Below are 22,838 nucleotides of genomic sequence, written 5' to 3' on the forward strand. Positions count from 1 at the left end.
CGATGACGCCCTTAAGGCAGCAGAATGGTCGACCCAGTCGTGCGCCGCCCCGACAACTCCGTCTGCGCCTTGGCCGCCTCCGCCAGTGAGTAGCGCTGGTTGATATCAATGCGCACCTTGCCACTCTTGATCATCAAAAACAGATCGTCCGCCATCGCCTGCAAGTTTGCCGCATTGTTGGCGTAGGTCGCCAAAGTAGGCCGGGTCACGTACAGCGATCCTTTCGCCGACAGAATCCCCAGGTTCACCCCCTCCACCGCACCCGACGCGTTGCCGAAGCTCACCAACAAGCCCCGCGGCGACACGCTGTCGAGCGAGGTCAGCCAGGTGTCCTTGCCGACGCCGTCGTACACCACCGGGCATTTCTTGCCGTCAGTCAATTCCAGTACGCGTTGTGCGACATCTTCCTTGCTGTAGTCGATGGTTTCCCAGGCGCCGAGCGATTTGGCCAGGGCCGCCTTTTCCGGGGAACTGACCGTACCGATCAACTTCACGCCCAAAGCCTTGGCCCATTGGCAGGCCAGCGAACCCACGCCACCGGCAGCGGCGTGGAACAAAATGGTCTCACCGCCTTTGAGCTCATAGGTCTGGCGCAGCAGGTACTGCACGGTCAGGCCTTTGAGCATGGCACCGGCGGCCTGTTCAAAGCTGATCTCATCCGGCAGGTGCACCAGATTGGCGGCAGGCAACACGTGCAACTCGCTATAGGCACCCAGCGGGCCGCTGCCGTAGGCCACACGGTCGCCGACTTTGAATTGGCTGACTTCACTGCCCACCGCATCGACCACGCCAGCGCCTTCCGCACCCAGGCCCGATGGCAGGGCGGGCGGCGCGTAGAGGCCACTGCGGAAATAGGTGTCGATGAAGTTCAGGCCGATGGCCTCGTTGCGCACCCGAACCTGCTGTGGGCCAGGCTCCGCTGGCGTGTAGTCCACATATTCAAGTACTTCGGGGCCGCCATGGGCGCTGAACTGGATACGTTTGGCCATCTGCACTTCTCCTTGGGTTCGAATCTGCGTAGCCCCCTATCGGACTCCTAAGCTTGATCCTCGTCAACTGCTGCGCACCTAAGTGCAGTGGCATGTAGGCGCAGTGGTATCCTGTGCGCCCATTTGCCGCCGACGCCCCATGGGCCTCGCGTAGCTTTGCCCGATTCAAGGTGATGCCATGACTACCCGCACCGAGGCCGTTAAAGCCTACCTGCTTGACCTGCAAGACCGCATTTGCAGCGCCCTGGAAACCTTCGAGACGGACACTCGCTTTATCGAAGACGCCTGGACCCGGCCAGCCGGCGGTGGCGGTCGCACCCGTGTGATGGAAAACGGTTCGGTGATCGAAAAAGGCGGTGTCAACTTTTCCCACGTGTTCGGCAGCGGTTTACCACCGTCTGCCAGTGCCCATCGCCCCGAGCTGGCCGGCCGTGGTTTTGAAGCGCTTGGCGTGTCACTGGTGATCCATCCGCATAACCCACATGTCCCGACTTCCCACGCCAATGTGCGGTTTTTCATCGCTGAAAAAGAAGGCGAAGAACCGGTGTGGTGGTTCGGGGGTGGCTTCGATCTCACCCCGTATTACGGCAATGAAGAAGACTGCATTCACTGGCACCGCGTGGCCGAGCAGGCTTGTGCGCCGTTTGGCCCGGATGTGTACGCACGCTACAAGGCCTGGTGTGACACCTACTTCCACATCAAGCACCGCAACGAACCTCGTGGCATCGGTGGGTTGTTCTTCGATGACTTGAACGAATGGGGCTTTGACACCTGCTTTGCCTTCATCCGCGCCATCGGCGATGCCTACATCGACGCCTACCTGCCGATTGTGCAGCGCCGCAAGGCCATGGCGTACACCGAGCAACAACGCCAGTTCCAGGAGTTCCGCCGGGGCCGCTACGTTGAGTTCAACCTGGTCTATGACCGTGGCACCCTGTTCGGCCTGCAATCGGGCGGGCGTACGGAGTCGATCCTGATGTCGCTGCCACCCCAGGTACGCTGGAGCTACGACTGGAAGGCCGAAGCCGGCAGCGACGAAGCGCGCCTCACCGACTATTTCCTGCAAGACCGTGACTGGCTCGGCGTTGCCGCGCCCAAGGCGGCGGTGTGATGGACCGTTATGTCGTGTTCGGCAACCCCATCGGCCACAGCAAATCGCCGCTGATTCACCGTCTGTTCGCCGCCCAGACCGGCGAGCAGTTGGACTACAGCACGATGCTCGCGCCGTTGGAGGACTTCACCGCCTGTGCCCGTGAGTTTTTCCAACACGGCCGTGGTGCCAACGTGACCGTGCCGTTCAAGGAGGAGGCCTACCGTTTGGCCAATACCCTGACCGAGCGAGCCCAGCGCGCCGGTGCCGTCAACACCTTGAGCAAACTGGATGACGGCACCTTGTTGGGCGACAACACCGACGGCGCAGGCCTGGTGCGCGACTTGACGGTCAATGCCGGGCTGAGCCTGCAAGGCAAACGCATCCTGTTGTTGGGCGCCGGTGGTGCGGTGCGCGGTGCGCTGGAGCCGTTGCTGGCGCAGCAACCCTCATCATTGATCATCGCCAACCGCACCGTGGAAAAAGCCGAGTTACTGGCTGAGCTGTTCGATGACCTGGGCCCGGTGTCTGCCAGTGGTTTCGACTGGTTGCGTGAGCCGGTGGACGTGATCATCAATGCCACGTCGGCCAGCCTGTCAGGCGATGTACCGCCGATTGCAGGCAGCCTGATCGAGCCGGGCAAGACCTTCTGCTACGACATGATGTACGCCAAGGAACCCACCGCATTCTGCCGCTGGGCGAGCGAGCAAGGCGCGGCGGTGGCGATGGATGGCCTGGGCATGCTGGTGGAGCAAGCGGCGGAAGCCTTCTTGCTGTGGCGCGGTGTGCGTCCGGATTCGGCGCCCGTACTGGCCGAACTGCGCCGGCAATTGGCCTGATCCCACATTCCACATGTGGGCACAGTTAAAATGTGGGAGCTGGCTTGCCTGCGATGGCGGCGGGTCAGCTAACACATTAATGACGGACCTATTGCTATCGCAGGCAAGCCAGCTCCCACAGTGTTGATCGGGGTTTAGTCTTCGAAATGGAGGGGGCAGTTATCCGACCCCTCCAGCTTCATCAATTCCTCAACCACCTGCGGCCTGGCCCCACGCAACGTCAGGCTACGCCCCAACCCCGCCAACCGCCGCGCCTCCTGATGCAGCATCTCCACCCCGGAATAGTCGATAAAGTTGATCTGCTGCGCCTCGATCACCACCCGCTCACCCTGCAAATGTTGCAAGCGCACTTGCAGGTAATGGCTGGCGCCAAAAAAGATCGAGCCGCCCACCCGCAACACATCCGCCTCACCGTCGCGCCAGTGTTGAACCCGTGGCTGAGAGGTGCGCTTGAGGTAGAAAAACAGCGACGCCAGCACCCCGGCATAGATCGCCGTTTGCAGCTCCAACAACAAGGTGGCGACGCAGGTCAGGCTCATCACCACAAATTCGGCGCGGCTGACCCGGAACAGCGCACGAATGCCGCGATGGTCCACCAGCCCCCAGCAAATCAGCAGGATGCTCGCCGCCATGCTCGGGATCGGAATATGCGCAATCAACGCTGCGCCAAATAACGCGAATAACGCCACCCACAGGGCGGAAAAAAACCCCGCCAATGGCGAACAGGCACCCGCCTCATAACTGAGGCCCGAGCGGGTGAACGATCCGGCTGACAGGTAGCCGGAAAAAAATCCGCCCACGATGTTGGATAAACCCTGGGCGCGTACTTCCTGGTTGGCGTCGAGCAGTTGTTGCGAGCGGGCCGACAGCGAACGGGCAATCGACAGGCTGGTCACCAACCCCAGCATTCCCACCGCCACGGCACTCGGCAGCAGGCGCAGCACCAGATCCAGATCCATCGGCAACGGGCTGAACGGCGGCAGTTTGCCAATAAACGAACTGACCCGTGCCACATGCCCGAACATCGCCGGCCACAGCCATGCCGCCACGCTGCCCAACACCAATGCGATCAACAATGTCGGCCAGCGTGGCACTAGGTACTTGAGCAGCATACCTGCCAGCAACGTACCCAGCCCCAGGGCCAGGGACGCGTGGTCCCACTCGCCACGATGGTCGATCAGCGCCAGCAGGCCATTGATAGCCGTGGCCTGGCTCGGTAAATCCAAGCCGAGCAGGTTGGGCAGTTGCCCCAAGGCGATCACTACGGCGGCGCCCAGGGTGAAACCCAGCACCACCGAATGGGAGACAAAGTTCACCAACGCGCCGAAGCGCAGCAGGCCGAGCAACCACTGGAACACCCCGGCGAGGAAGGTCAACAACAGGATGAGGGTGATGTAGTCCTGTGAGCCGGGCACGGCCAATGGGCTGATGCTGGCGTAAAGCACGATGGAGATGGCGGCCGTGGGCCCGCAGATCAGGTGCCAGGACGAGCCCCACAGGCAGGCGATCAATACCGGGATGATGGCGGCGTAGAGCCCGTATTCGGGTGGGAGACCTGCGATCAATGCGTAGGCAATCGACTGCGGCAGCGCAAGCACCGCGCCGCTGAGGCCGACGATGGCATCCCGGCCGACGCTGGCGCGGGTTTGGCGCGGCAGCCAGCGCAGGAAGGGCAAAAGTGTATGGCGGGTGGGCCGGGGCATCGCAGGCTCGGGTAAAGGGTTTTGGCAAGAGTATCAATATGCATGGGTACTTGTGGGGGCTGGCTTGCCTGCGATGCTGGCGCCTCGGTGTTACAGGCATACCGGGGTGATGCTATCGCAGGCAAGCCAGCTCCCACAGGGGTCAGCGGCAAGCGTCAGAGTTTGGCTTTTACCGCCGGCAACGCCTCCTGGCCATCCAGGGTTTTCACGCCCTCCAGCCACTGGTCCAGCACCGCCGGGTTGGCCTTGATCCACGCCTTCGCCGCCTGTGCATTGCTGACCTTGTTGTTGGCCACGTCAGCCATGATGCTGTTCTCCATGGCCTGGGTAAAACTCAGGTTGGTCAGCAGTTTTCCGATATTGGGGCACGCTTGTGCGTAACCCTTGCGGGTCAAGGTATAGACGTTGCCGGTGGCGCCAAAGTACTGCTCGCCGCCCTTGAGGTAGCGCATTTTCAGTTGCACGTTCATCGGGTGCGGGGTCCAGCCGAGAAAGGTGATAAAACGCTGTTTCTTCACCGCTCGCGAGACCTCTGCGAGCATCGCCTGTTCGCTGGACTCGATCAGCTTCCACTGCCCAAGGTCGAAATCATTCTTCTTGATGATCTCCTGCAGCGAGATATTGGCTGGCGCGCCGGAGCCAATGCCGTAGATCTTCTTGTCGAACTTGTCGGCAAATTTATTCAGGTCGGCAAAGTCATGCACCCCGGCGTCCCACACATAGTCCGGCACGGCGAGGGTGAACTCGGTGCCCTCCAGGTTCTTCGCCAGTTGCACCACATCGCCGTTGGCCACGAACTTGTCGTAGAAGCCTTGCTGCGCCGGCATCCAGTTGCCGAGGAAGACATCCACCTGGCCGTCTTTCAGCCCGCCGAAGGTAATCGGCACCGCCAGGGTGTCGACCTTGGGTTGGTAGCCCATGCCCGTCAGCAGGAAACTGGTGATGGCGTTGGTGGCGGCAATGTCGCTCCAGCCTGGATCGGCCATCTTTACCGTTTCGCAGCGAGTGTCTGCGTACACATGGGCGCTGCTGAGCACCACCAAACTCAGTACCACGGTCAACTTTTGCATGGCCTTCCCTCTGTCTACTTATTGGTTTTGGCAGGGTTGTGGAAAACGTGCCTTGCGCTCCAGGTCATCGAGGTCGATATGGTTGCGCATGTACTGCTGACTGGCGTCTACCAGTGGCTGGTGATCCCAGCTCTTGAGTTTGCCTTGGGTCAGCGCTTCAAACACAAGGCGTCGACGGCGTTGGCTGGCGAGCACCTGTTGATGGATTGCCGGGATGTCCCATTTAGCCCGCGCTTCACGCAAGAACGCTTCGAACAGCGAGCGATGTTCGGCGCACTGGCTGAGGTTTTCCTGCTCGTTCGGGTCGTTGTGCACATCAAACAACAGGCAAGGATCATCCTCGCTGTAGATGAATTTGAAGGCGCCCCGGCGAATCATCATCAATGGGCTGATGGTGCCTTCGGCCATGTATTCGCCAAACACTTCGTCATGCCCGCCCTGCCCTTGCAAGTGCGGAAGCAGTGAGCGGCCGTCCAGCGGCAAGTGCGGGTCCAACGTGCCGCCGGCCAATTCCACCAGGGTCGGCAACAGGTCGGCGGTCGACACGGCCTGGGTGACGCGGCCCGCGGCGAACTGCCCCGGCGCACTGACCAGCAGCGGCACGCGGGCGGCCATTTCAAACCAGTGCATTTTGTACCAGAGGCCGCGCTCGCCAAGCATGTCGCCGTGGTCGCCGGAGAAAATGATCAGGGTGTCGTCGGCCAGGCCCGTGTCCTCCAGGGTCTGCAGCAGCTTGCCGACGTTGCTGTCGATGTAGCTGCAGGCACCGAAGTAGGCGCGGCGGGCGTCGCGGATCTTATCCACCGGCAGCGGTTTGTCCCACAAGTCATAGACCTTGAGCAGCCGCTGGGAATGCGGGTCAAGGTCGGCCTGGGGCGGCGTCGCGGGCATTGGAATGTCGGTGTCGGCGTACAGGTCCCAGAACGGCTTGGGAATGGTGTACGGGTCGTGGGGATGGGTCATCGACACGGTCAGGCAAAACGGCTGGTCGTCCTCCTCGCGGATGTGATCAAACAGATATTGCTGAGCCTTGAACACCACCTCTTCGTCGAAATCCAGCTGGTTGGTGCGCACACACGGGCCGGCTTGCAGCACCGAGGACATGTTGTGATACCAGGTCGGGCGTACGTCTGGTTCGTCCCAGTTCACCGCCCAGCCATAGTCGGCGGGGTAGATGTCGCTGGTCAGGCGTTCCTCATAGCCGTGCAACTGGTCGGGGCCGCAGAAGTGCATCTTGCCCGACAGCGCAGTGCGGTAGCCGAGGCGACGCAGGTAGTGGGCATAGGTCGGTACATCGGCGGGGAAATCGGCGGCGTTGTCGTAGGCGCCGATCTTGCTCGGCAACTGGCCGCTCACCAAGGTGAAGCGCGACGGTGCGCACAACGGGCTGTTGCAATAGGCGGCGTCGAACACCACACCTTGTGCCGCCAGGCGGCTGAGGTTGGGCAGCTTGATCGGGGAAGGCCCGTAGAACGGCAGCATCGGCGCGGCCATCTGATCGGCCATGATGAAAAGAATGTTCTTGCGCTTCATGGTTTCTCGGCATTCCATAGGCGGTGTTTATGCGAATGAGCATGCGGTCCATAAATACTTGGGTAAAGCCCATGGGCGGCAATGGCTAGGATAAGTTGAGCTTATGTATGAAGCGCTGGGTGACCTCTCTCTCGATTTGCTGCGCGCCTTTGAAGCGGCGGCGCGCCATCGCAGTTTCACTGCAGCCGCGATGGAGCTGGGCACCACCCAACCGGCGGTCAGCCAGCAGATCAAGCGCCTTGAAGAGCAACTGGCGATCCGCCTGTTTGACCGCATTTATCGCGGCATTGAACTGACCGACGCTGGCGCCCTGCTGTTCGAGCACGTGCAAGGCGGCCTGCAGAACATCAACCAGGGCCTCGGCGCCATCACTCAACAAAGCCAGCATGAAGTGCTGCAAGTCGCCACCGACTTCGCTTTCGCCGCCTATTGGCTGATGCCGCGCCTGCATCGCTTCCACCAGGCCAACCCGCAGGTGGATGTCAGCCTGGTCACCAGTGAGCGCAACCACGCCACCCTGCGCAGCGATATTGATGTGGCGGTGCTGTTTGGCGATGGCCGTTTCAAGCAGGGCGAGAGCCTGTGGTTGTTCAATGAGGAAGTGTTCCCGGTGTGCAGCCCGCAGTGGCTCAAGGAACAAGCTGCGCCTTTGACGGTGCAGACCTTGCAAGACTGCCCGTTGCTGCACCTGCGCCAGGAAAACAACAGCCAGTGGTTCGACTGGAACGGCGTGTTTCGCGAGCTGGGTATCACGGCTGCGCCGACCCCTGGGCAATTGCGCTTTGACAACTACACCTTGCTGATCCAGGCCGCGATTGCCGGCCAGGGTGTCGCCATCGGCTGGCGCCACCTGGTGGATAACCTGCTGGAGCAGAATTGGCTGTGCCGACCGATCAGCCCCACGGTGACGTCGCGATTTGGCTATTACGTGGTGCAGCCCCAGCGCAAACGCCGTGGGCAGTTGGTGGATCGCTTTGTCGAGTGGCTGGTGGCGGAACAGGCCAGCAGTGCGCAGTCGTTGACCGGGCTGGCCCTGCCGTCGATTGCGGTCTAGGATCGGCGCACAGTGGAACCGGAGTCAGTCATGCAACGTATCAAGGGCTACCACGCCCATATCTACTTCGACGCCAGTACTATCGAGCAGGCGCGCACGCTCTGTGAAGACGCCGCCAGGCTGTTCCCGTTGCGCATGGGCCGCGTGCACGAGCGGCCGGTGGGCCCGCACCCGGATTGGAGTTGCCAGCTGGCGTTCGAGCCGGAATATATCGGCCTGGTGTTGCCGTGGCTGGCGCTGCACCGCAATGGTTTGGTGGTGTTTCTGCACCCGGAAACCGGTGATGACCTCAAGGACCACACCGATTACGCCATCTGGATGGGCGCGATGCGCGAGCTGGACTTGTCGATTTTTTAACCTTCCTTACCCGATAAATCCGCGGCCTTCCCTAAGTAAAAACAAGAATGGTTGTAGGATTTATCTTGTCTTGTCTCATTATATGGGATTGATATTTATATATTGAGATACTCTGCGCCCTAGGTTTATATTCGCCCATCTGCTTTTTTCAGCACCCACTCATTTCAGGTGAAGCGATGCAGGCGCAATTGATCGCGCTCGATTGGGGAACCAGCTCCCTTCGTGCTTACAAACTCGGCCCCGCGGGCGTTGTGCTGGAACAGCGCTCGCTGGCTACCGGCATCATGCATTTGCCCACGGAGCCTCGGGAAATTGCCGGTGTGCTGTGCACCGACGGCTTTGAACTGGCGTTCGATAGCGCCTGCGGCGATTGGCTCGACGCTCAGCCCGGGCTGCCAGTGATCGCGTGCGGCATGGTCGGCAGCGCACAGGGTTGGAGCGAGGCGGCCTATCGCAGCACGCCCGTGGATGTCGCCAGCCTTGGCCAGGCGTTGCATGGCATACGCAGCCTGCGCGGGGTGCAGGTGCACATCGTGCCGGGGGTGATCGAGCAAGTGGGGCTGCCCAATGTGATGCGCGGCGAAGAAACCCAAGTGCTCGGCGTGCTGCAAGGGCTTGGGCCCAAGGTGTTGATCGGCCTGCCCGGCAGCCATTCCAAATGGGTCGAGGTGGTGGAAGGCCGCATTACCCATTTCGATACCTTCATGACCGGCGAAGTGTTTGCGGTGTTGAGCAAGCACAGCATTCTGGGGCGCACCCAACAGGCCAGCGAGCAGTTCCAGCCCGAGCCGTTTGATCGAGGCGTGCACGTGGCGCTGTCCAACGATGGCCAGCGTGGCGTGCTCTCGACCCTGTTCAGTGCCCGTACCCTTGGGCTCACTGCGCAGCTGGCGCCCGACCAGCAGCCCGATTACCTATCCGGCCTGCTCATCGGCCATGAACTCGCCGGCCTGCCAGATTCCGCCAAACACCAGCCGATCATCCTGGTCGGCGCTGTTCCACTCTGCGCCCGCTATCAACGCGCCCTCGCCCTTTGCGGCTTTGCCCACGTCAGCCTGGCGCAAGAAGCCACGGAGCGTGGCCTGTGGCAACTGGCGCAAGCCGCCGGGCTTACTCGACCTTTACTGGAGGCCTGACATGCTCAAGCAAGCACTCGCACAAAACGGTTTGATCGCCATCCTGCGCGGCCTACGCCCCGACGAAGCCCAGGCGGTCGGCCAGGTGCTGTACGACGCGGGTTTTCGCGTGATCGAAGTGCCGCTCAACTCGCCAGACCCTTACACCAGCATCCGCACCCTGCGCGACAGCTTGCCCGCCGATTGCCTGATCGGTGCCGGCACGGTGTTGACGCCTGAGCAGGTCGAACAGGTCAAGGCGGCCGGAGGCCAGGTGATCGTCATGCCCCACAGCGATGCCAAGGTGTTGCGCGCGGCCAAAGCGGCGGGTCTGTATTTGTCGCCTGGGGTAGCCACGCCCACCGAAGCCTTTGCCGCACTGGCCGAAGGCGCCGATGTGTTGAAGCTGTTCCCGGCCGAGCAAATGGGCCCTTCAGTGATCAAGGCATGGCTGGCGGTATTGCCGGCGGGCACGTTGCTGCTGCCGGTGGGCGGCATCACGCCGGACAACATGCAGGTGTTTACCGACGCCGGCGCCAAGGGCTTCGGACTGGGTTCCGGGCTGTTCAAGCCGGGCATGACAGTGGATCAGGTTGCGAGCCGTGCCCAGGCGTATGTCGCCGCCTGGAAAGCCCTCGGCTGAGAGCACATTCCGCGCCCACAGGCGCTGCATCTATAAGAGAGACAAGAGATGAAAATCACCAAACTGACGACCTTTATCGTTCCGCCGCGCTGGTGCTTCCTCAAGGTCGAAACCGACCAGGGTGTGACCGGCTGGGGTGAGCCTGTGGTCGAGGGCCGGGCTCACACGGTGGCCGCTGCCGTCGAAGAACTGTCCGACTACCTGATCGGCAAAGACCCACGCAACATCGAAGATATCTGGACCGTGCTCTATCGCGGCGGCTTCTACCGAGGCGGCGCGGTGCACATGAGCGCCCTCGCCGGCATCGACCAGGCGTTGTGGGACATCAAGGGCAAGGCCCTCGGTGTGTCGGTCAGCGATTTGCTGGGCGGCCAGGTGCGCGACAAAATCCGCGTGTATTCATGGATCGGCGGTGACCGCCCCGCCGACACTGCCCGTGCCGCCAAAGAGGCGGTTGCGCGTGGTTTCACAGCCGTGAAAATGAACGGCACCGAAGAGTTGCAGTTTGTCGACAGCTTCGAAAAAGTCGACCTGGCCCTGGCCAACGTCGCGGCCGTGCGCGACGCGGTCGGCCCTAACGTGGGGATCGGCGTCGACTTCCATGGCCGGGTGCACAAGCCGATGGCCAAGGTGCTGATGAAAGAGCTCGACCCGTACAAACTGATGTTCATTGAAGAGCCGGTGCTTAGCGAAAACTACGAAGCGCTGAAAGAACTGGCACCGCTGACCAGTACGCCGATCGCCCTGGGTGAGCGCCTGTTCTCGCGCTGGGATTTCAAGCGCGTGCTCAGCGAAGGCTATGTCGACATCATCCAGCCAGACGCCTCCCACGCTGGCGGGATTACCGAAACCCGCAAGATCGCCAACATGGCCGAAGCCTACGACGTGGCCCTCGCCTTGCACTGCCCGCTGGGCCCGATTGCCTTGGCGGCGTGCCTGCAACTGGATGCGGTGTGCTACAACGCGTTTATCCAGGAGCAGAGCCTGGGCATTCACTACAACGAAAGCAACGATCTGCTCGACTACGTGCGAGACCCGGGCGTGTTCGACTATGACCAGGGCTTTGTGAAGATCCCCAACGGCCCGGGTTTGGGCATTGAGATCAACGAGGAGTATGTGGTTGAGCGCGCGGCCATCGGCCATCGCTGGCGCAACCCAATCTGGCGCCATGCCGATGGCAGTTTTGCCGAGTGGTGATTTGCACCTGATTGAAACGCGCTAAAAAATGTGGGAGCTGGCCACACGGGTAACTGACCTATTGCTATCGCAGGCAAGCCAGCTCCCACATTGAGCGCGTTCCTTCCTCAACAAATATAAAAAGAGGCACCCCCATGCACCCTGAATCCCTCACCGGGCAGGCTTCTTTAGTCACGCCTAGCAGAAAGCGCTTTTTCATCATGGTGCTGCTGTTCATCACCGTGGTCATCAACTACCTCGACCGTAGCAACCTGTCGATTGCTGCGCCGGCGCTGACCAGCGAGCTGGGGATCGACCCGGTGCAAGTCGGGCTGATTTTCTCTGCCTTCGGCTGGACCTACGCCGCCATGCAAATCCCGGGCGGCTGGTTGGTAGACCGGGTGCCACCGCGCATTCTCTACACGGCGGCCCTGCTGCTGTGGTCGATTGCCACCGTGATGCTCGGTTTCGCCGCCAGCTTTATCGCGCTGTTCGTGCTGCGCATGGCCGTGGGCGCCTTGGAGGCACCGGCCTATCCCATCAACAGCCGCGTGGTCACCACCTGGTTTCCCGAGCGCGAGCGCGCCACGGCTATCGGCGTCTACACTTCTGGGCAATTCGTCGGCCTGGCGTTCCTCACCCCGGTACTGGCGTGGCTGCAACATCAATACGGCTGGCACATGGTGTTTGTGGTAACCGGTGGCGTCGGCATCCTGTGGGCCGCGATCTGGTACGCGGTGTACCGCGAGCCCAAGGATTTCAAAGGCGCCAACGAAGCCGAAATCCAACTGATCCGCGACGGTGGCGGGCTGGTGGACATGCAGGCTAAAACCGTCAAGGCACCCTTCAGCTGGACGGACCTGGGCATCGTGCTGAGCAAACGCAAGCTCTGGGGCATCTACCTGGGCCAGTTTTGCCTGAACTCCACGCTGTGGTTCTTCCTGACCTGGTTCCCGACGTACCTGGTGAAATATCGTGGCATGGACTTTATCCAGTCTGGCTTGCTGGCCTCCTTGCCGTTCCTGGCCGCGTTTGTGGGCGTGCTGTGTTCGGGGGTGTTTTCCGATTGGCTGATTCGCCGTGGGGCGTCGGTGGGCTTTGCGCGCAAGTTGCCGATCATCAGCGGGCTGCTGATTTCCACGGCGATCATCGGGGCCAATTATGTGGACTCCACGGGGTGGGTCATCGCGTTTCTGGCGGTGGCGTTTTTCGGCAATGGCCTGGCGTCGATCACCTGGTCGTTGGTGTCGACCTTGGCGCCTGCCCGTCTGCTGGGGCTGACCGGCGGGGTGTTCAACTTCATCGGCAACCTGGCGGCGATTGCCACGCCTATCGTGATTGGCTTTCTGGCCAGTGGTTCGTCCTTTGCGCCGGCCATTACCTATATCGCGGTCTTGGCGTTGCTCGGCGCACTTTCCTACATATTGCTGGTAGGCAAGGTCGAGCGGATCGAGCTGTAAAAAGGGCGACCTTCGGGTCGCCCTTTTTCGTTCTACGGCACCGACATCTCGTTACGAAATACATTGTGCGGGTCCCAGCGCTGCTTGGTACGGCGCAAGCGGCTTTCGATCATCAGGTCGGGAAAGAAGATCTTGTACCACTGGGGGTTTTTACCGTTGGCCGGATTACCGCCTGCGTAGGTCATGTCGAGGTCGGGATAATTGATGTAGCAGCCTTCGAACGCATCGTTGAGCGGCACGCCTTGAGCATCGGCAAACGCATTGACGTAGAGCCCTCGGATCCAGTCGGCATGGGCTTGATCCGCGGCCGCGCTGTCGCCGTGCCAGTAACATTGGGGTTGCCACTTGAGGAAGGACGAACGCTGGGCGGCTGACGACTCCTTGCGCACGGGCGCACTGGCGGCGTTGATCTGGCCGCCGAAGGACTGGATCTGGATCAGGCTTTGTGTCAGGTGGTTGTCAGGGTCCGGCCAGGTCAGGGTAGTCCAGATGGCCTGTAGCACTTGGGGGCTGAACTCACCTTTCTGATAGGCCGACTTATAGCGCCCACGCTGATTGTCTCCCGAACCATTCAATGTTTGCTGGCACACCAGCCAATCCAGGCGCCGCGCCGCAGCCTGGGCGGATGACACTGAGTCGATGGGGCGCCCGCCGGCTGTGCCAGGCGGCAAATGGACCACATGAAACGGCACCAGCGACTCGGTGGCAGGTAAGCCGATGGCCGTGAGCATCTTGCCGACAAAATCATCGAAGGGTGCACGGTCGTTCAGCTCACCCTCCTTGTCCACATAATGGATGCCCAGAGTGATATTGCCTGTGTGCTCGTGGCGCATTTCCAGTTTGGTCGCCAGGCCCCAGGTGTCCGGGTTGTTCTGATGGCTGGCAAACCATAGCTGGTAAGCCACCAGCAGGTTGTTTAGTGCATCCTGGGTCAGTACTGACCAGTCCCATTCCAGCACCAGCCACAGCACCTCTTTGGGTGCTTGCGGCAGGTCCTTGAAGTAATAGCTGGTGATAATGCCGAATTGACCACCCCCAGCACCGCAGCACGCGGCGAACAGGTCCAATTCGTCCTGTTGGGTGCTGTCCCCGCTGACATGGCGCGGTTCGAGCCCTTTGCCTTGGCTGTCAGGCACCAGGATATCGACCCCACTGAGCCAGTCACACACCAGTCCATACTTGCGCGACAGCAACCCGTAGCCGCCGCCGCAAATGTGCCCTCCCAGGCCGACTGAATAACATGAGCCGCCGGGTAAGGTCTTGCTGGCCTGCTTGTACAACGCGCTATAGCTGTCCCAGATCTGGCTGCCGGCCTCCAGGCGAAAGCGGTAGCGAAAGGGCTGCGTTGGGCTCAGTTCGGAGCCGATCTGCCCGTTGGCGTCGTACACCACTTGGTTCAGCGCGCTGATATCCAGGATCGACAGCACCTCATCCGGGCTGTCGGGCATCTTGTTGGCGACAAACCCTTCGTAGCAATGACCGCCGCTGCGTACGGTGATGCGTCCATTGGGCAGGGCCAATGCCTGGGCGGCGGCGTCCATGATGTCTTGCGGGCTGCGGCACAGGTAAATCAGGTTGGCGCCATTGGGCGACGACTCGCCCTGCACATTGCCCAGGGGCCAGCGCAGGTTGAAGCCCTTTTGCAAGGTTGAGTGGCGACGGTCTGAAACAGTAATGAGATCAAATGCCATGATGTACTCCTGAGAGCCAAGAATGACTTCTGATGCGGCTAACTTAACGACCGAGGTGCAAGGACTGCGGGGCTTGCGAAGGTGGTTAGACGGCAAAGGGCACGAAGTGCGTTAAAAGGAAGGACGCGATGCCTAGCCTGTAGGAGCGAGCTTGCTCGCGAAAAACGTCAACGATAACGCGTGCGCGCTGAATGAACGCGGCGCCTGTAAGTTTTTCGCGAGCAAGCTCGCTCCTACACATTAGGCGAGATGCCCGCCTCCTTTTGAAGCCTAGCGTATAAATCGGTGATATTTGGGCAGCCTGATACCGACCGAACAGGCAGTTACTTGCGTGCGTTGCGCACACCTTCCGACAGCGCCGCGCACAGGGTCAGTACGCCATCAATGGCTTGCTGGTCGTTCTTGGCCGTGGCGATGTGATCGATCAGCGCCGAACCCACGACCACGCCGTCTGCCAGGCGTGCGATGGCCGCTGCCTGGTCCGGCGTGCGAATACCAAAGCCGATGCTGATCGGCAGGTCGGTATGGCGGCGCAGGCGGGTCACGGCTTCTTCGACGTGTTCCAGGGTGGCGGCCCCGGCCCCGGTTACACCGGCGACCGACACGTAATACACAAACCCGGAGCTGCCATTGAGCACCGTAGGCAGGCGCACGTCATCGGTGGTCGGTGTGGTCAGGCGGATAAAGTCGATGCCTGCAGCCTGGGCCGGGTCGCACAGCTCGCCGTTGTGCTCAGGCGGCATGTCCACCACGATCAGGCCGTCGACACCGGCTGCCTTGGCATCGGCAATGAACTGCGACACGCCATATTTGTGGATCGGGTTGAAATAACCCATCAACACCAGCGGGGTGTCGTTGTTGTCCTGGCGGAACTCGCGAACCATCTGCAGGGTTTTCAACAGGTTCTGCTTGGCGCCCAGGGCGCGAATATTGGCCAGTTGAATGGCCGGGCCGTCGGCCATCGGGTCGGTGAAGGGCATGCCCAGTTCGATCACGTCGGCGCCGGCGGCCGGCAAGCCCTTGAGGATCGCCAGCGAAGTGTCATAGCCGGGGTCGCCAGCGGTGACGAAGGTCACCAGGGCGGCGCGGTTCTGTTCTTTGAGTTGCGCAAAGCGGGTTTGCAGGCGGCTCATCAGTGTTTCTCCTGCTTGGACTGTTCCATATGGTGCATCACGGTCTGCATGTCTTTGTCGCCACGGCCCGAGAGGTTGACCACCATCAGGTGATCCTTGGGCAGGTTTGGCGCGCGCTTGAATACTTCAGCCAGGGCGTGGGCGCTTTCCAGGGCAGGAATGATCCCTTCCAGGCGGCAGCATTTGTGGAAGGCTTCCAGGGCTTCATCGTCAGTTACCGAGGTGTACTGGACGCGGCCGATGTCATGCAACCAGGCGTGTTCCGGGCCGATGCCGGGGTAGTCCAGGCCTGCGGAAATCGAGTGGGCGTCGATGATCTGGCCGTCGTCGTCCTGTAGCAGGAAGGTGCGGTTGCCGTGCAGCACGCCCGGTACGCCGCCGTTGAGGCTGGCGGCGTGTTTGCCGGTTTCAATGCCATGGCCAGCAGCTTCAACGCCGATGATTTCGACGCTGGTGTCATCCAGGAACGGGTGGAACAGGCCCATGGCGTTGGAACCGCCGCCGATGCACGCCACCAGGCTGTCCGGCAGGCGGCCTTCCTGGGCTTGCAGCTGGGTACGGGTTTCCTTGCCGATCACGGCCTGGAAGTCACGCACCATCGCCGGGTACGGGTGCGGGCCGGCCACGGTACCGATCAGGTAGAAGGTGCTGTCGACGTTGGTGACCCAGTCGCGCAGGGCTTCGTTCATGGCGTCTTTGAGGGTGCCGGTGCCGGCGACCACGGGGATGACTTCGGCGCCCAGCAGCTTCATGCGAAACACGTTGGCCTGCTGGCGCTCGATGTCGGTGGTGCCCATGTAGATCACGCATTGCAGGCCAAAGCGCGCCGCCACGGTTGCGGTGGCCACGCCGTGCATGCCGGCGCCGGTCTCGGCGATGATGCGTTTTTTGCCCATGCGCCGGGCCAGCAGGATCTGGCCGATGCAGTTGTTTATCTTGTGCGCGCCGGTGTGGTTGAGCTCTTCGCGCTTGAGGTAGATCTTGGCGCCGCCGCAGAACTCGGTGAGGCGTTCGGCAAAGTACAGCGGGCTTGGGCGTCCGACATAATCGCGCTGGAAGTAGGCCAATTCTTCGTTAAACGCCGGATCTACCTTGGCCGCTTCGTATTCGCGGGCCAGGTCGAGGATCAACGGCATCAGGGTTTCAGCGACGTAGCGGCCACCGAACGCACCAAACAGGCCGTTGGCATCAGGGCCGTTGCGTAGATCGGTCTGGGACTGAGTCATGGGACGCTCCAGGAAAGAATGTGTTTAAAGGCAATGACGGTCACTCTACGCGTGACGCCTTGGCCTGAAAACCGATAAGATCGCCGCAACCTGTCAGGAAAACTCACAGATGAGCCGCGACCTTCCTCCCCTCAATGCCTTGCGCGCTTTTGAAGCCACCGCCCGCCTGAACAGCGTCAGCCAGGCAGCAGAGCTATTGCACGTGACTCACGGCGCCGTCAGCCGCCAGTTGAAAGTACTGGAGGAGCACTTGGGCGTGAGCCTGTTCGTCAAGGACGGGCGCGGCCTTAAACTCACAGATGCGGGGGTAAGGCTTCGTGACGCGAGCGCGGAAGCTTTCGAGCGTTTGCGCGACGTGTGCGCCGAACTGACCCAGCGCGGTGCCGATGCACCTTTCGTACTCGGCTGTTCAGGCAGCTTGCTGGCGCGCTGGTTTATTCCTCGGCTGGGGCGGTTGAATGCCGACTTGCCGGATTTGCGTCTGCACCTGTCGGCGGGCGAAGGCGATCTGGACCCCCGCCGCCCTGGGCTGGATGCCTTGCTGGTGTTCGCTGAGCCGCCGTGGCCAGCGGATATGCAGGTGTATGAGCTGGCCAGCGAGCGTATCGGCCCGGTTATGAGCCCACGCTTCGCCGATTTTGAACAGCTGCGCCAGGCTCCGGCTTTGGCACTGGCCGAGCAAGCCTTGCTGCACACCACCTCAAGGCCGCAGGCCTGGCCCAGTTGGGCACGGCAACACGGCATCGAGCCCGGCGCGTTGAAACTCGGCCAGGGGTTTGAGCATTTGTATTATTTGCTGGAAGCGGCGGTTGCCGGGTTGGGAGTGGCAATTGCGCCAGAACCGCTAGTGGCAGAAGACCTGCGAGCGGGTCGCCTGGTGGCGCCGTGGGGCTTCAGTGAAACCCCGGCGCACCTGGCGTTGTGGCTACCCAAGCGCGCCGCGGATGGGCGCGCCGGGCAGTTGGCGCAATGGCTCAAGGCTGAGCTGTTGCGCCAACCGGTTTAACCGGTCAATCAGTCACCGCGTTTGCACAGCAGGTAAGCCGCCAGCAGGCCCAGTGCGCCAACGGCGACGCCAGCGGTCGTCCATGGATGCTCTTGAGCGTAGTCACGGGTGGCAGCGCTGGTTTCGCGGATTTTGACTTTGCTTTCTTCGTAGGCGTCGCTGATCAGGTGACGAGAGTGCTTGAGCGCGTTCTCGGCATTGCTTTTCAAGGCCTTCAGCGTTTTGCGCGACTCATCGGACGCGTCATCCTTGAGGCTCTCCAGAGATTTGAGCAGGCTCGAAATCTCGGCTTCCATGCTTTCCAGCGACGCTTTGCGTAAAGAAGTGTTGGCCATGTGGACATCTCCTGAAGTGATTGAGTGGCGTGTGTAGATACCGACTGCGCCGGTTTCAGAAAGTGCAGTAATTCTGAACTTTCGTCTCCCAACGGTCGCCTGAAGCAGTACGCACATTCGCTGCTAGTCTTGATTGACGACCTAAAGGAGAAACGCCATGAGTGATCATCACACGTACAAGAAAGTCGAACTGGTAGGCTCTTCCACCACCAGCATCGAAGACGCGATCAATAATGCCCTGGCCGAAGCCAACAAAAGCATCAAGCATCTGGAGTGGTTTGAGGTGACCGAAACCCGTGGTCACATCAAGGATGGCAAGGCTGCGCACTTCCAGGTCACGCTCAAAGTGGGATTCCGCATTGCCAGTAGTTGATCGGCAGAGTTGAACTTTGCCCGCTGGCCGATTGCCATAACCTGCGCTACAAACAACGGGTGCCGATGCGATGAGCGTCGGCACGCTCTTTTTGATCAGCGCAAGGAAAGTAACGGATGAAGACGTTTCTGTTGGCGGTAGGGTTGTTGAGCATTGCGGGTACCGCTATGGCGGCGGGCAAGCCTTGTGAAGAGCTGAAAAGCGAAATCGCAGCGAAAATCGACGCCAAGGGTGCTTCGGGGTATTCGCTGGAAGTGGTGGACAAAGGCGCTACGCCAAGTGACCACACAGTGGTTGGCACCTGCGAAGGTGGCACCAAGGAAATTGCCTACAAGCGCGGTTAACCTCGTGTTGTGGACATAAAAACCGACGCAAGTGCGTCGGTTTTTTTCGCCTGGATTTCAGCCCTTCATCACTTGTGCAAGCAGCTCGTAGGAATGAATCCGGTCGGCGTGCTCATACAGGTCACTGGTAAAAATCAGCTCATCGGCACCGGTCTGCTCGATCAACACCTCCAACTTGGCGCGAATCTTCGCGGGGCTGCCCACCATGGCCAGCCCGAGAAAGCTGCCCACCGCGTCTTTTTCATGGGGCAACCACAGGCCGTCCATGGTTTTTACTGGAGGGCGCTGCACCAGACTCTGACCGCGCATCAACGCCAGAATACGCTGGTACACCGAGGTGGCCAGGTAATCGGCCTGCTCATCGGTGTCCGCGGCCACCAGCGGAATGCCGAGCATCACGTAGGGCTTATCCAACACGGCTGAAGGCTTGAAGTGATTGCGATACACGCGAATGGCCTCATGCATCAAGCGCGGTGCGAAATGGGAAGCGAAGGCGTAAGGCAAGCCCCGCTCGCCGGCCAATTGCGCACTGAACAGGCTCGAACCCAGCAGCCACACCGGCACATTGGTGCCGGTGCCCGGTACCGCGATAACCCGTTGGTCGGGCGTACGCGGGCCTAGGTAGGCCATCAGCTCGGCCACATCTTCGGGGAAGTCATCGGCGCTGCCGGAGCGTTCACGGCGTAGGGCGCGGGCGGTCATCTGGTCGGAACCGGGCGCGCGCCCCAGGCCCAGGTCGATACGGCCAGGGTAGAGGCTTTCCAAGGTGCCGAACTGCTCGGCGATCACCAGTGGCGCGTGGTTAGGCAGCATCACGCCGCCGGAACCCACGCGAATGGTCGAGGTACCACCCGCCAGGTAACCGAGCAGTACCGAGGTGGCCGAACTGGCGATGCCGTCCATATTGTGGTGCTCAGCTACCCAGAAACGGTGGTAGCCGAACTTCTCCACATGCTGGGCCAAGTCCAGGGAATTGCGCAGCGACTGCGCCGGGCTGCCGTTGGCGCGTACGGGCACCAGGTCGAGGGTCGAAAATTTTACGTCGGACAGCGATTTCATAAGCCTGCTTCTCCAATAGGGCGCACAGGCTTTTGTAAACGAGCCAAAACCTGCCGCTGCATGTGCATGTTCTATGCAATGAGGGCATATACCCGAGATTCAATAGGTGACTCTGAAATTTCCTACTGGATTGCTAGGTTTCTCCGACAAGATGAACTTTGCCGTGGCGTCTATCCTCAGAACCCTTACCGACGCAAAACCACCGTTCGAGGAGAAAGCTATGAGTATCGTTAAAAAGGCATCCGCGCATTGGGAAGGCGACCTGAAGACTGGCCTGGGCTCCATTTCCACGGAAACCGGCGTGCTGCGCGAAGCGCCCTACGGCTTCAAGGCCCGCTTCGAGGGCGGCAAGGGTACCAACCCTGAAGAACTGATCGGCGCAGCTCACGCCGGCTGTTTCTCCATGGCGTTTTCCATGATTCTCGGCGACGCTGGGCTCAAGGCTGACAGCATCGACACCCAGGCCGAAGTGACCTTGGACCAGGTCGAGGGCGGCTTTGCGATTACAGCAGTGCATCTGATCCTGAAGGCCAAAATCCCAGGCGCAAGCCAGGCGCAGTTCGATGAACTGAGCAAAAAGGCCAAGGAAGGGTGCCCGGTGTCCAAGGTGCTGAATGCGACCATCACGTTGGATGCCACGCTGGTCAACTGACACAGCAGTCATCTTATGTGGGAGCGGGCAAGCCTGCTCCCACATTTTAGTTCTGCGTTAAATTAGAACTCGTGTTTGCAAAATGTGGTCGAATAGCCCATGCAGCCTAGGCGCACACTCGTGCGCAGCGCATTCAGGGAGCTCCACACATGAAACGTTTTGCCTTGGCAATCATCTGCGGTGTATTGGCCACTTCGGCCATGGCCGCGCCAAAAGATTGTGAAGAGCTCAGGAAAGAAATCGAAGTGAATATCCAGGCCAAGGCGATTCCGTCCTACACCCTGGAGATCATCACCGCCGAAGAAGCCAAGAACCATGACTCGGCCATGATTGTCGGTTCGTGCGAAAACGGCACCAAGCGCATCCTCTACCAAAAGAACAACGACTGACTCAGATGCAATTCACGCTGCGCTCTTCGGCCAATAACTGGCGGCTTGAGTCGTACAGCCGAATGTTGGGCGTGAACGCCTGTGAGCGCCCTTCCAGCACATAGCGCTGGCCGGCGTGAAAGTGGTCGTACTGCAGCGTCATGAAGCAGGTGCGATACATCATCTGGCTGAGGCCACCCAGGCCGCCGCCGGCGGGTACTTCAAAATCAAAGCGCACCATCAGCTCATGAGGGCCGGGAGGCATTTGAAAAAAGCGCCCGTCGTCGAGGTTTTTTCCGTCCAGGCGCTGAGCCATCACCAACTTGGAACCCGGTGTTGGCGTGGTGAAATCGACCCAGGCCTGCTGCGGGTCCACAGGGGGGATGGGGGTATAGGCGCAAGCGCTGAGGAACACAGCGGCGAGGGGAAGCACAAGCTGGCGCATGGCAGGTACTCAACACGAAGAGAGGCTTGAGTATAAACACGCCATGCCGTGGAAAAATCCCCTGCAAGCGCGATAGTCTGGCGAACCAATCTCCCAGGAGCAGTCAGTGCATGATCAGGCGTTTTCTTCCAGGGCTGATGGTTGTGCTGCTCAGCGGCTGCTCCAGTGTCAGTTATTACAGCCAGTTGGCGAGCGGCCAGTGGCAGCTGTTGCGAGCCCGGGAGCCGGTTGCCGAGGTCATCGCCGACCCTGCTCGCCCGCCAGTGCTGCGCGAGCATCTGGCTCAATCGCAGAAAGCCCGAACCTTTGCCAGTGAACAGCTGCATCTGCCTGATAACCAAAGTTATCGGCTGTATGCCGATATTGGCCGACCCTATGTGGTCTGGAATGTCTTTGCCACACAGGAATTTTCTCTGTCACCACAGAACCATTGCTTTCCCATCGCCGGTTGCGTCGCCTATCGCGGCTACTACAACCAAGGCGCAGCGCGGGGCGAGGCGGCACTGATGCGGCAACAGGGCATGGACGTGTCGATAGGTGGCGTGGAGGCCTACTCCACGCTGGGCTGGTTCAACGACCCGATCATGAGTTCGATGATGAGCTGGGGCGATGAGCGCCTCGCCACGCTGATCTTCCATGAGCTGGCCCACCAGCGCTTTTACGTGAAGGATGACACCGAGTTCAACGAGTCCTATGCCAGTTTTGTCGAGCAGGAAGGCACCCGACAATGGCGTGCGGCGCGGGGCCTGGCACCTGTCGGCGATGTGGCGTTGAAGCAACGTGACCAATTTATCCGGCTGATTCTCGATACCCGTAAACGCCTGGAGACGTTGTACGCGCAGCCGTTGGCAGCGGACGCGATGCGCCAGGCCAAAGCGGCGCAATTCGAACAGTTGCGCAGCGAATACCGGCACCTGCGCGATAGCCAATGGGAGGGTGACAAGCGTTATGACGCCTGGATCAACCAGCCGATGAACAATGCCCGGCTGTTGCCGTTTGGGTTGTATGACCAATGGGTGCCGGCGTTTGCGGCGTTGTTTGCGCAGGAAGGTGGGGATTGGGTGAGGTTTTATGCGACGGTGGAGAAGTTGGGTGAGCTGCCGGTGGAGCAGCGTAAAGCGGCGTTGAGGCAGTTGGAGAGGGTTGGCCGTTAGGGCCTTATCGCAGCATAGGTATC

The 22,838-nt window shown here is 60.7% G+C and carries 24 protein-coding genes; 14 read left to right on the forward strand and 10 right to left on the reverse strand.

Annotated elements, in window-relative coordinates:
• Positions 1–11: 11 nt before the first annotated feature.
• Entirely contained in the window at positions 12–989 is a 978-nt protein-coding gene (locus DK871_RS01235) for a quinone oxidoreductase (RefSeq protein WP_161903714.1), read from the reverse strand.
• Between the two features lie 178 nt (positions 990–1,167).
• Here DK871_RS01235 and hemF point away from each other — a divergent pair, with 178 nt between their 5' ends.
• Positions 1,168–2,100 carry an oxygen-dependent coproporphyrinogen oxidase gene (gene hemF, locus DK871_RS01240; protein WP_161903715.1) on the forward strand — a complete coding sequence of 311 codons (933 nt, stop codon included), beginning with the start codon at positions 1,168–1,170 and terminating at the stop codon, positions 2,098–2,100.
• Positions 2,100–2,918: a shikimate dehydrogenase gene (gene aroE, locus DK871_RS01245; RefSeq protein ID WP_161903716.1), complete on the forward strand. Its 819-nt coding sequence runs from the start codon at positions 2,100–2,102 to the stop codon at positions 2,916–2,918. The genes hemF and aroE overlap by 1 nt, the downstream gene beginning before the upstream one ends.
• A 134-nt stretch (positions 2,919–3,052) precedes the next feature.
• Here the strand turns inward: aroE and DK871_RS01250 are convergent, their stop codons facing one another.
• From DK871_RS01250 to betC, 3 genes are all read right to left on the reverse strand, one after another.
• Complete coding sequence (locus DK871_RS01250) at positions 3,053–4,621, reverse strand: SulP family inorganic anion transporter (protein ID WP_161903717.1); 1,569 nt, start codon at positions 4,619–4,621, stop codon at positions 3,053–3,055.
• Between the two features lie 155 nt (positions 4,622–4,776).
• Entirely contained in the window at positions 4,777–5,691 is a 915-nt protein-coding gene (gene choX / locus DK871_RS01255) for a choline ABC transporter substrate-binding protein (RefSeq protein WP_161903718.1), read from the reverse strand.
• Between the two features lie 18 nt (positions 5,692–5,709).
• On the reverse strand, positions 5,710–7,224 hold the full coding sequence (betC, locus tag DK871_RS01260; RefSeq protein WP_161903719.1) for a choline-sulfatase: 1,515 nt from the start codon (positions 7,222–7,224) through the stop codon (positions 5,710–5,712).
• A gap of 103 nt (positions 7,225–7,327) precedes the next feature.
• On the opposite strand from betC, the gene DK871_RS01265 reads away from it, so the two are divergent.
• The 6 genes from DK871_RS01265 to DK871_RS01290 all read left to right on the forward strand — a co-directional run bounded on the left by DK871_RS01265 (position 7,328) and on the right by DK871_RS01290 (position 13,029).
• Complete coding sequence (locus DK871_RS01265) at positions 7,328–8,278, forward strand: choline sulfate utilization transcriptional regulator (RefSeq protein WP_032894354.1); 951 nt, start codon at positions 7,328–7,330, stop codon at positions 8,276–8,278.
• Positions 8,279–8,308: 30 nt separating this feature from the next.
• Positions 8,309–8,635, forward strand: a complete 327-nt coding sequence (locus DK871_RS01270) for a DOPA 4,5-dioxygenase family protein (RefSeq protein WP_161903720.1) — start codon at positions 8,309–8,311, stop codon at positions 8,633–8,635.
• A 176-nt stretch (positions 8,636–8,811) separates the two neighbouring features.
• Positions 8,812–9,771 (forward strand): 2-dehydro-3-deoxygalactonokinase, encoded by a 960-nt coding sequence (locus DK871_RS01275; protein ID WP_161903721.1) that lies wholly within the window; start codon positions 8,812–8,814, stop codon positions 9,769–9,771.
• A 1-nt stretch (position 9,772) separates the two neighbouring features.
• Positions 9,773–10,393: a 2-dehydro-3-deoxy-6-phosphogalactonate aldolase gene (locus DK871_RS01280; protein WP_003187296.1), complete on the forward strand. Its 621-nt coding sequence runs from the start codon at positions 9,773–9,775 to the stop codon at positions 10,391–10,393.
• Positions 10,394–10,441: 48 nt separating this feature from the next.
• On the forward strand, positions 10,442–11,590 hold the full coding sequence (dgoD, locus tag DK871_RS01285; RefSeq protein WP_003187297.1) for a galactonate dehydratase: 1,149 nt from the start codon (positions 10,442–10,444) through the stop codon (positions 11,588–11,590).
• Between the two features lie 134 nt (positions 11,591–11,724).
• Positions 11,725–13,029, forward strand: coding sequence for an MFS transporter (locus DK871_RS01290; RefSeq protein WP_032894350.1), 1,305 nt, complete (start codon positions 11,725–11,727; stop codon positions 13,027–13,029).
• 32 nt (positions 13,030–13,061) lie between these two features.
• On the opposite strand, the gene DK871_RS01295 is transcribed toward DK871_RS01290, so the two are convergent.
• From DK871_RS01295 to trpB, 3 genes are all read right to left on the reverse strand, one after another.
• Positions 13,062–14,720: a BBE domain-containing protein gene (locus DK871_RS01295; protein WP_161903722.1), complete on the reverse strand. Its 1,659-nt coding sequence runs from the start codon at positions 14,718–14,720 to the stop codon at positions 13,062–13,064.
• A 323-nt stretch (positions 14,721–15,043) separates the two neighbouring features.
• Positions 15,044–15,853 (reverse strand): tryptophan synthase subunit alpha, encoded by an 810-nt coding sequence (gene trpA / locus DK871_RS01300; RefSeq protein ID WP_003187300.1) that lies wholly within the window; start codon positions 15,851–15,853, stop codon positions 15,044–15,046.
• Positions 15,853–17,079: a tryptophan synthase subunit beta gene (gene trpB / locus DK871_RS01305; RefSeq protein WP_014716306.1), complete on the reverse strand. Its 1,227-nt coding sequence runs from the start codon at positions 17,077–17,079 to the stop codon at positions 15,853–15,855. Before trpB ends, trpA begins: the two co-directional genes overlap by 1 nt.
• Positions 17,080–17,188: 109 nt before the next feature.
• Here trpB and DK871_RS01310 point away from each other — a divergent pair, with 109 nt between their 5' ends.
• Positions 17,189–18,085, forward strand: coding sequence for a LysR family transcriptional regulator (locus tag DK871_RS01310; RefSeq protein WP_069556959.1), 897 nt, complete (start codon positions 17,189–17,191; stop codon positions 18,083–18,085).
• Between the two features lie 8 nt (positions 18,086–18,093).
• Here the strand turns inward: DK871_RS01310 and DK871_RS01315 are convergent, their stop codons facing one another.
• Positions 18,094–18,420, reverse strand: a complete 327-nt coding sequence (locus DK871_RS01315) for a YqjD family protein (protein WP_003187304.1) — start codon at positions 18,418–18,420, stop codon at positions 18,094–18,096.
• A gap of 157 nt (positions 18,421–18,577) precedes the next feature.
• Here DK871_RS01315 and DK871_RS01320 point away from each other — a divergent pair, with 157 nt between their 5' ends.
• Both DK871_RS01320 and DK871_RS01325 read left to right on the forward strand, forming a co-directional pair.
• On the forward strand, positions 18,578–18,793 hold the full coding sequence (locus DK871_RS01320; protein ID WP_005783406.1) for a dodecin: 216 nt from the start codon (positions 18,578–18,580) through the stop codon (positions 18,791–18,793).
• Between the two features lie 116 nt (positions 18,794–18,909).
• Positions 18,910–19,137 carry a DUF1161 domain-containing protein gene (locus DK871_RS01325; RefSeq protein ID WP_032894345.1) on the forward strand — a complete coding sequence of 76 codons (228 nt, stop codon included), beginning with the start codon at positions 18,910–18,912 and terminating at the stop codon, positions 19,135–19,137.
• Positions 19,138–19,194: 57 nt separating this feature from the next.
• Here the strand turns inward: DK871_RS01325 and DK871_RS01330 are convergent, their stop codons facing one another.
• The gene (locus DK871_RS01330; protein ID WP_032894344.1) at positions 19,195–20,196 is read right to left on the reverse strand and encodes an LLM class flavin-dependent oxidoreductase; all 1,002 of its coding nucleotides are present in this window, start codon (positions 20,194–20,196) and stop codon (positions 19,195–19,197) included.
• Between the two features lie 220 nt (positions 20,197–20,416).
• On the opposite strand from DK871_RS01330, the gene DK871_RS01335 reads away from it, so the two are divergent.
• Positions 20,417–20,848, forward strand: coding sequence for an OsmC family protein (locus DK871_RS01335; protein ID WP_003187311.1), 432 nt, complete (start codon positions 20,417–20,419; stop codon positions 20,846–20,848).
• Positions 20,849–20,997: 149 nt separating this feature from the next.
• On the forward strand, positions 20,998–21,237 hold the full coding sequence (locus tag DK871_RS01340) for a DUF1161 domain-containing protein (protein ID WP_161903723.1): 240 nt from the start codon (positions 20,998–21,000) through the stop codon (positions 21,235–21,237).
• Position 21,238: 1 nt separating this feature from the next.
• Here DK871_RS01340 and DK871_RS01345 read toward each other — a convergent pair whose 3' ends face one another.
• On the reverse strand, positions 21,239–21,661 hold the full coding sequence (locus DK871_RS01345; RefSeq protein WP_161903724.1) for a hypothetical protein: 423 nt from the start codon (positions 21,659–21,661) through the stop codon (positions 21,239–21,241).
• 110 nt (positions 21,662–21,771) lie between these two features.
• Between DK871_RS01345 and DK871_RS01350 the strand changes: the two genes are divergently transcribed.
• A complete protein-coding gene (locus DK871_RS01350) occupies positions 21,772–22,815 on the forward strand; it encodes an aminopeptidase (RefSeq protein ID WP_161903725.1) in 1,044 nt (347 codons plus the stop codon).
• Positions 22,816–22,838 lie beyond the last annotated feature (23 nt).

The organism is Pseudomonas sp. L13 (assembly GCF_009935965.1).
Taxonomy (GTDB): Bacteria; Pseudomonadota; Gammaproteobacteria; order Pseudomonadales; family Pseudomonadaceae; genus Aquipseudomonas; species Aquipseudomonas lactis.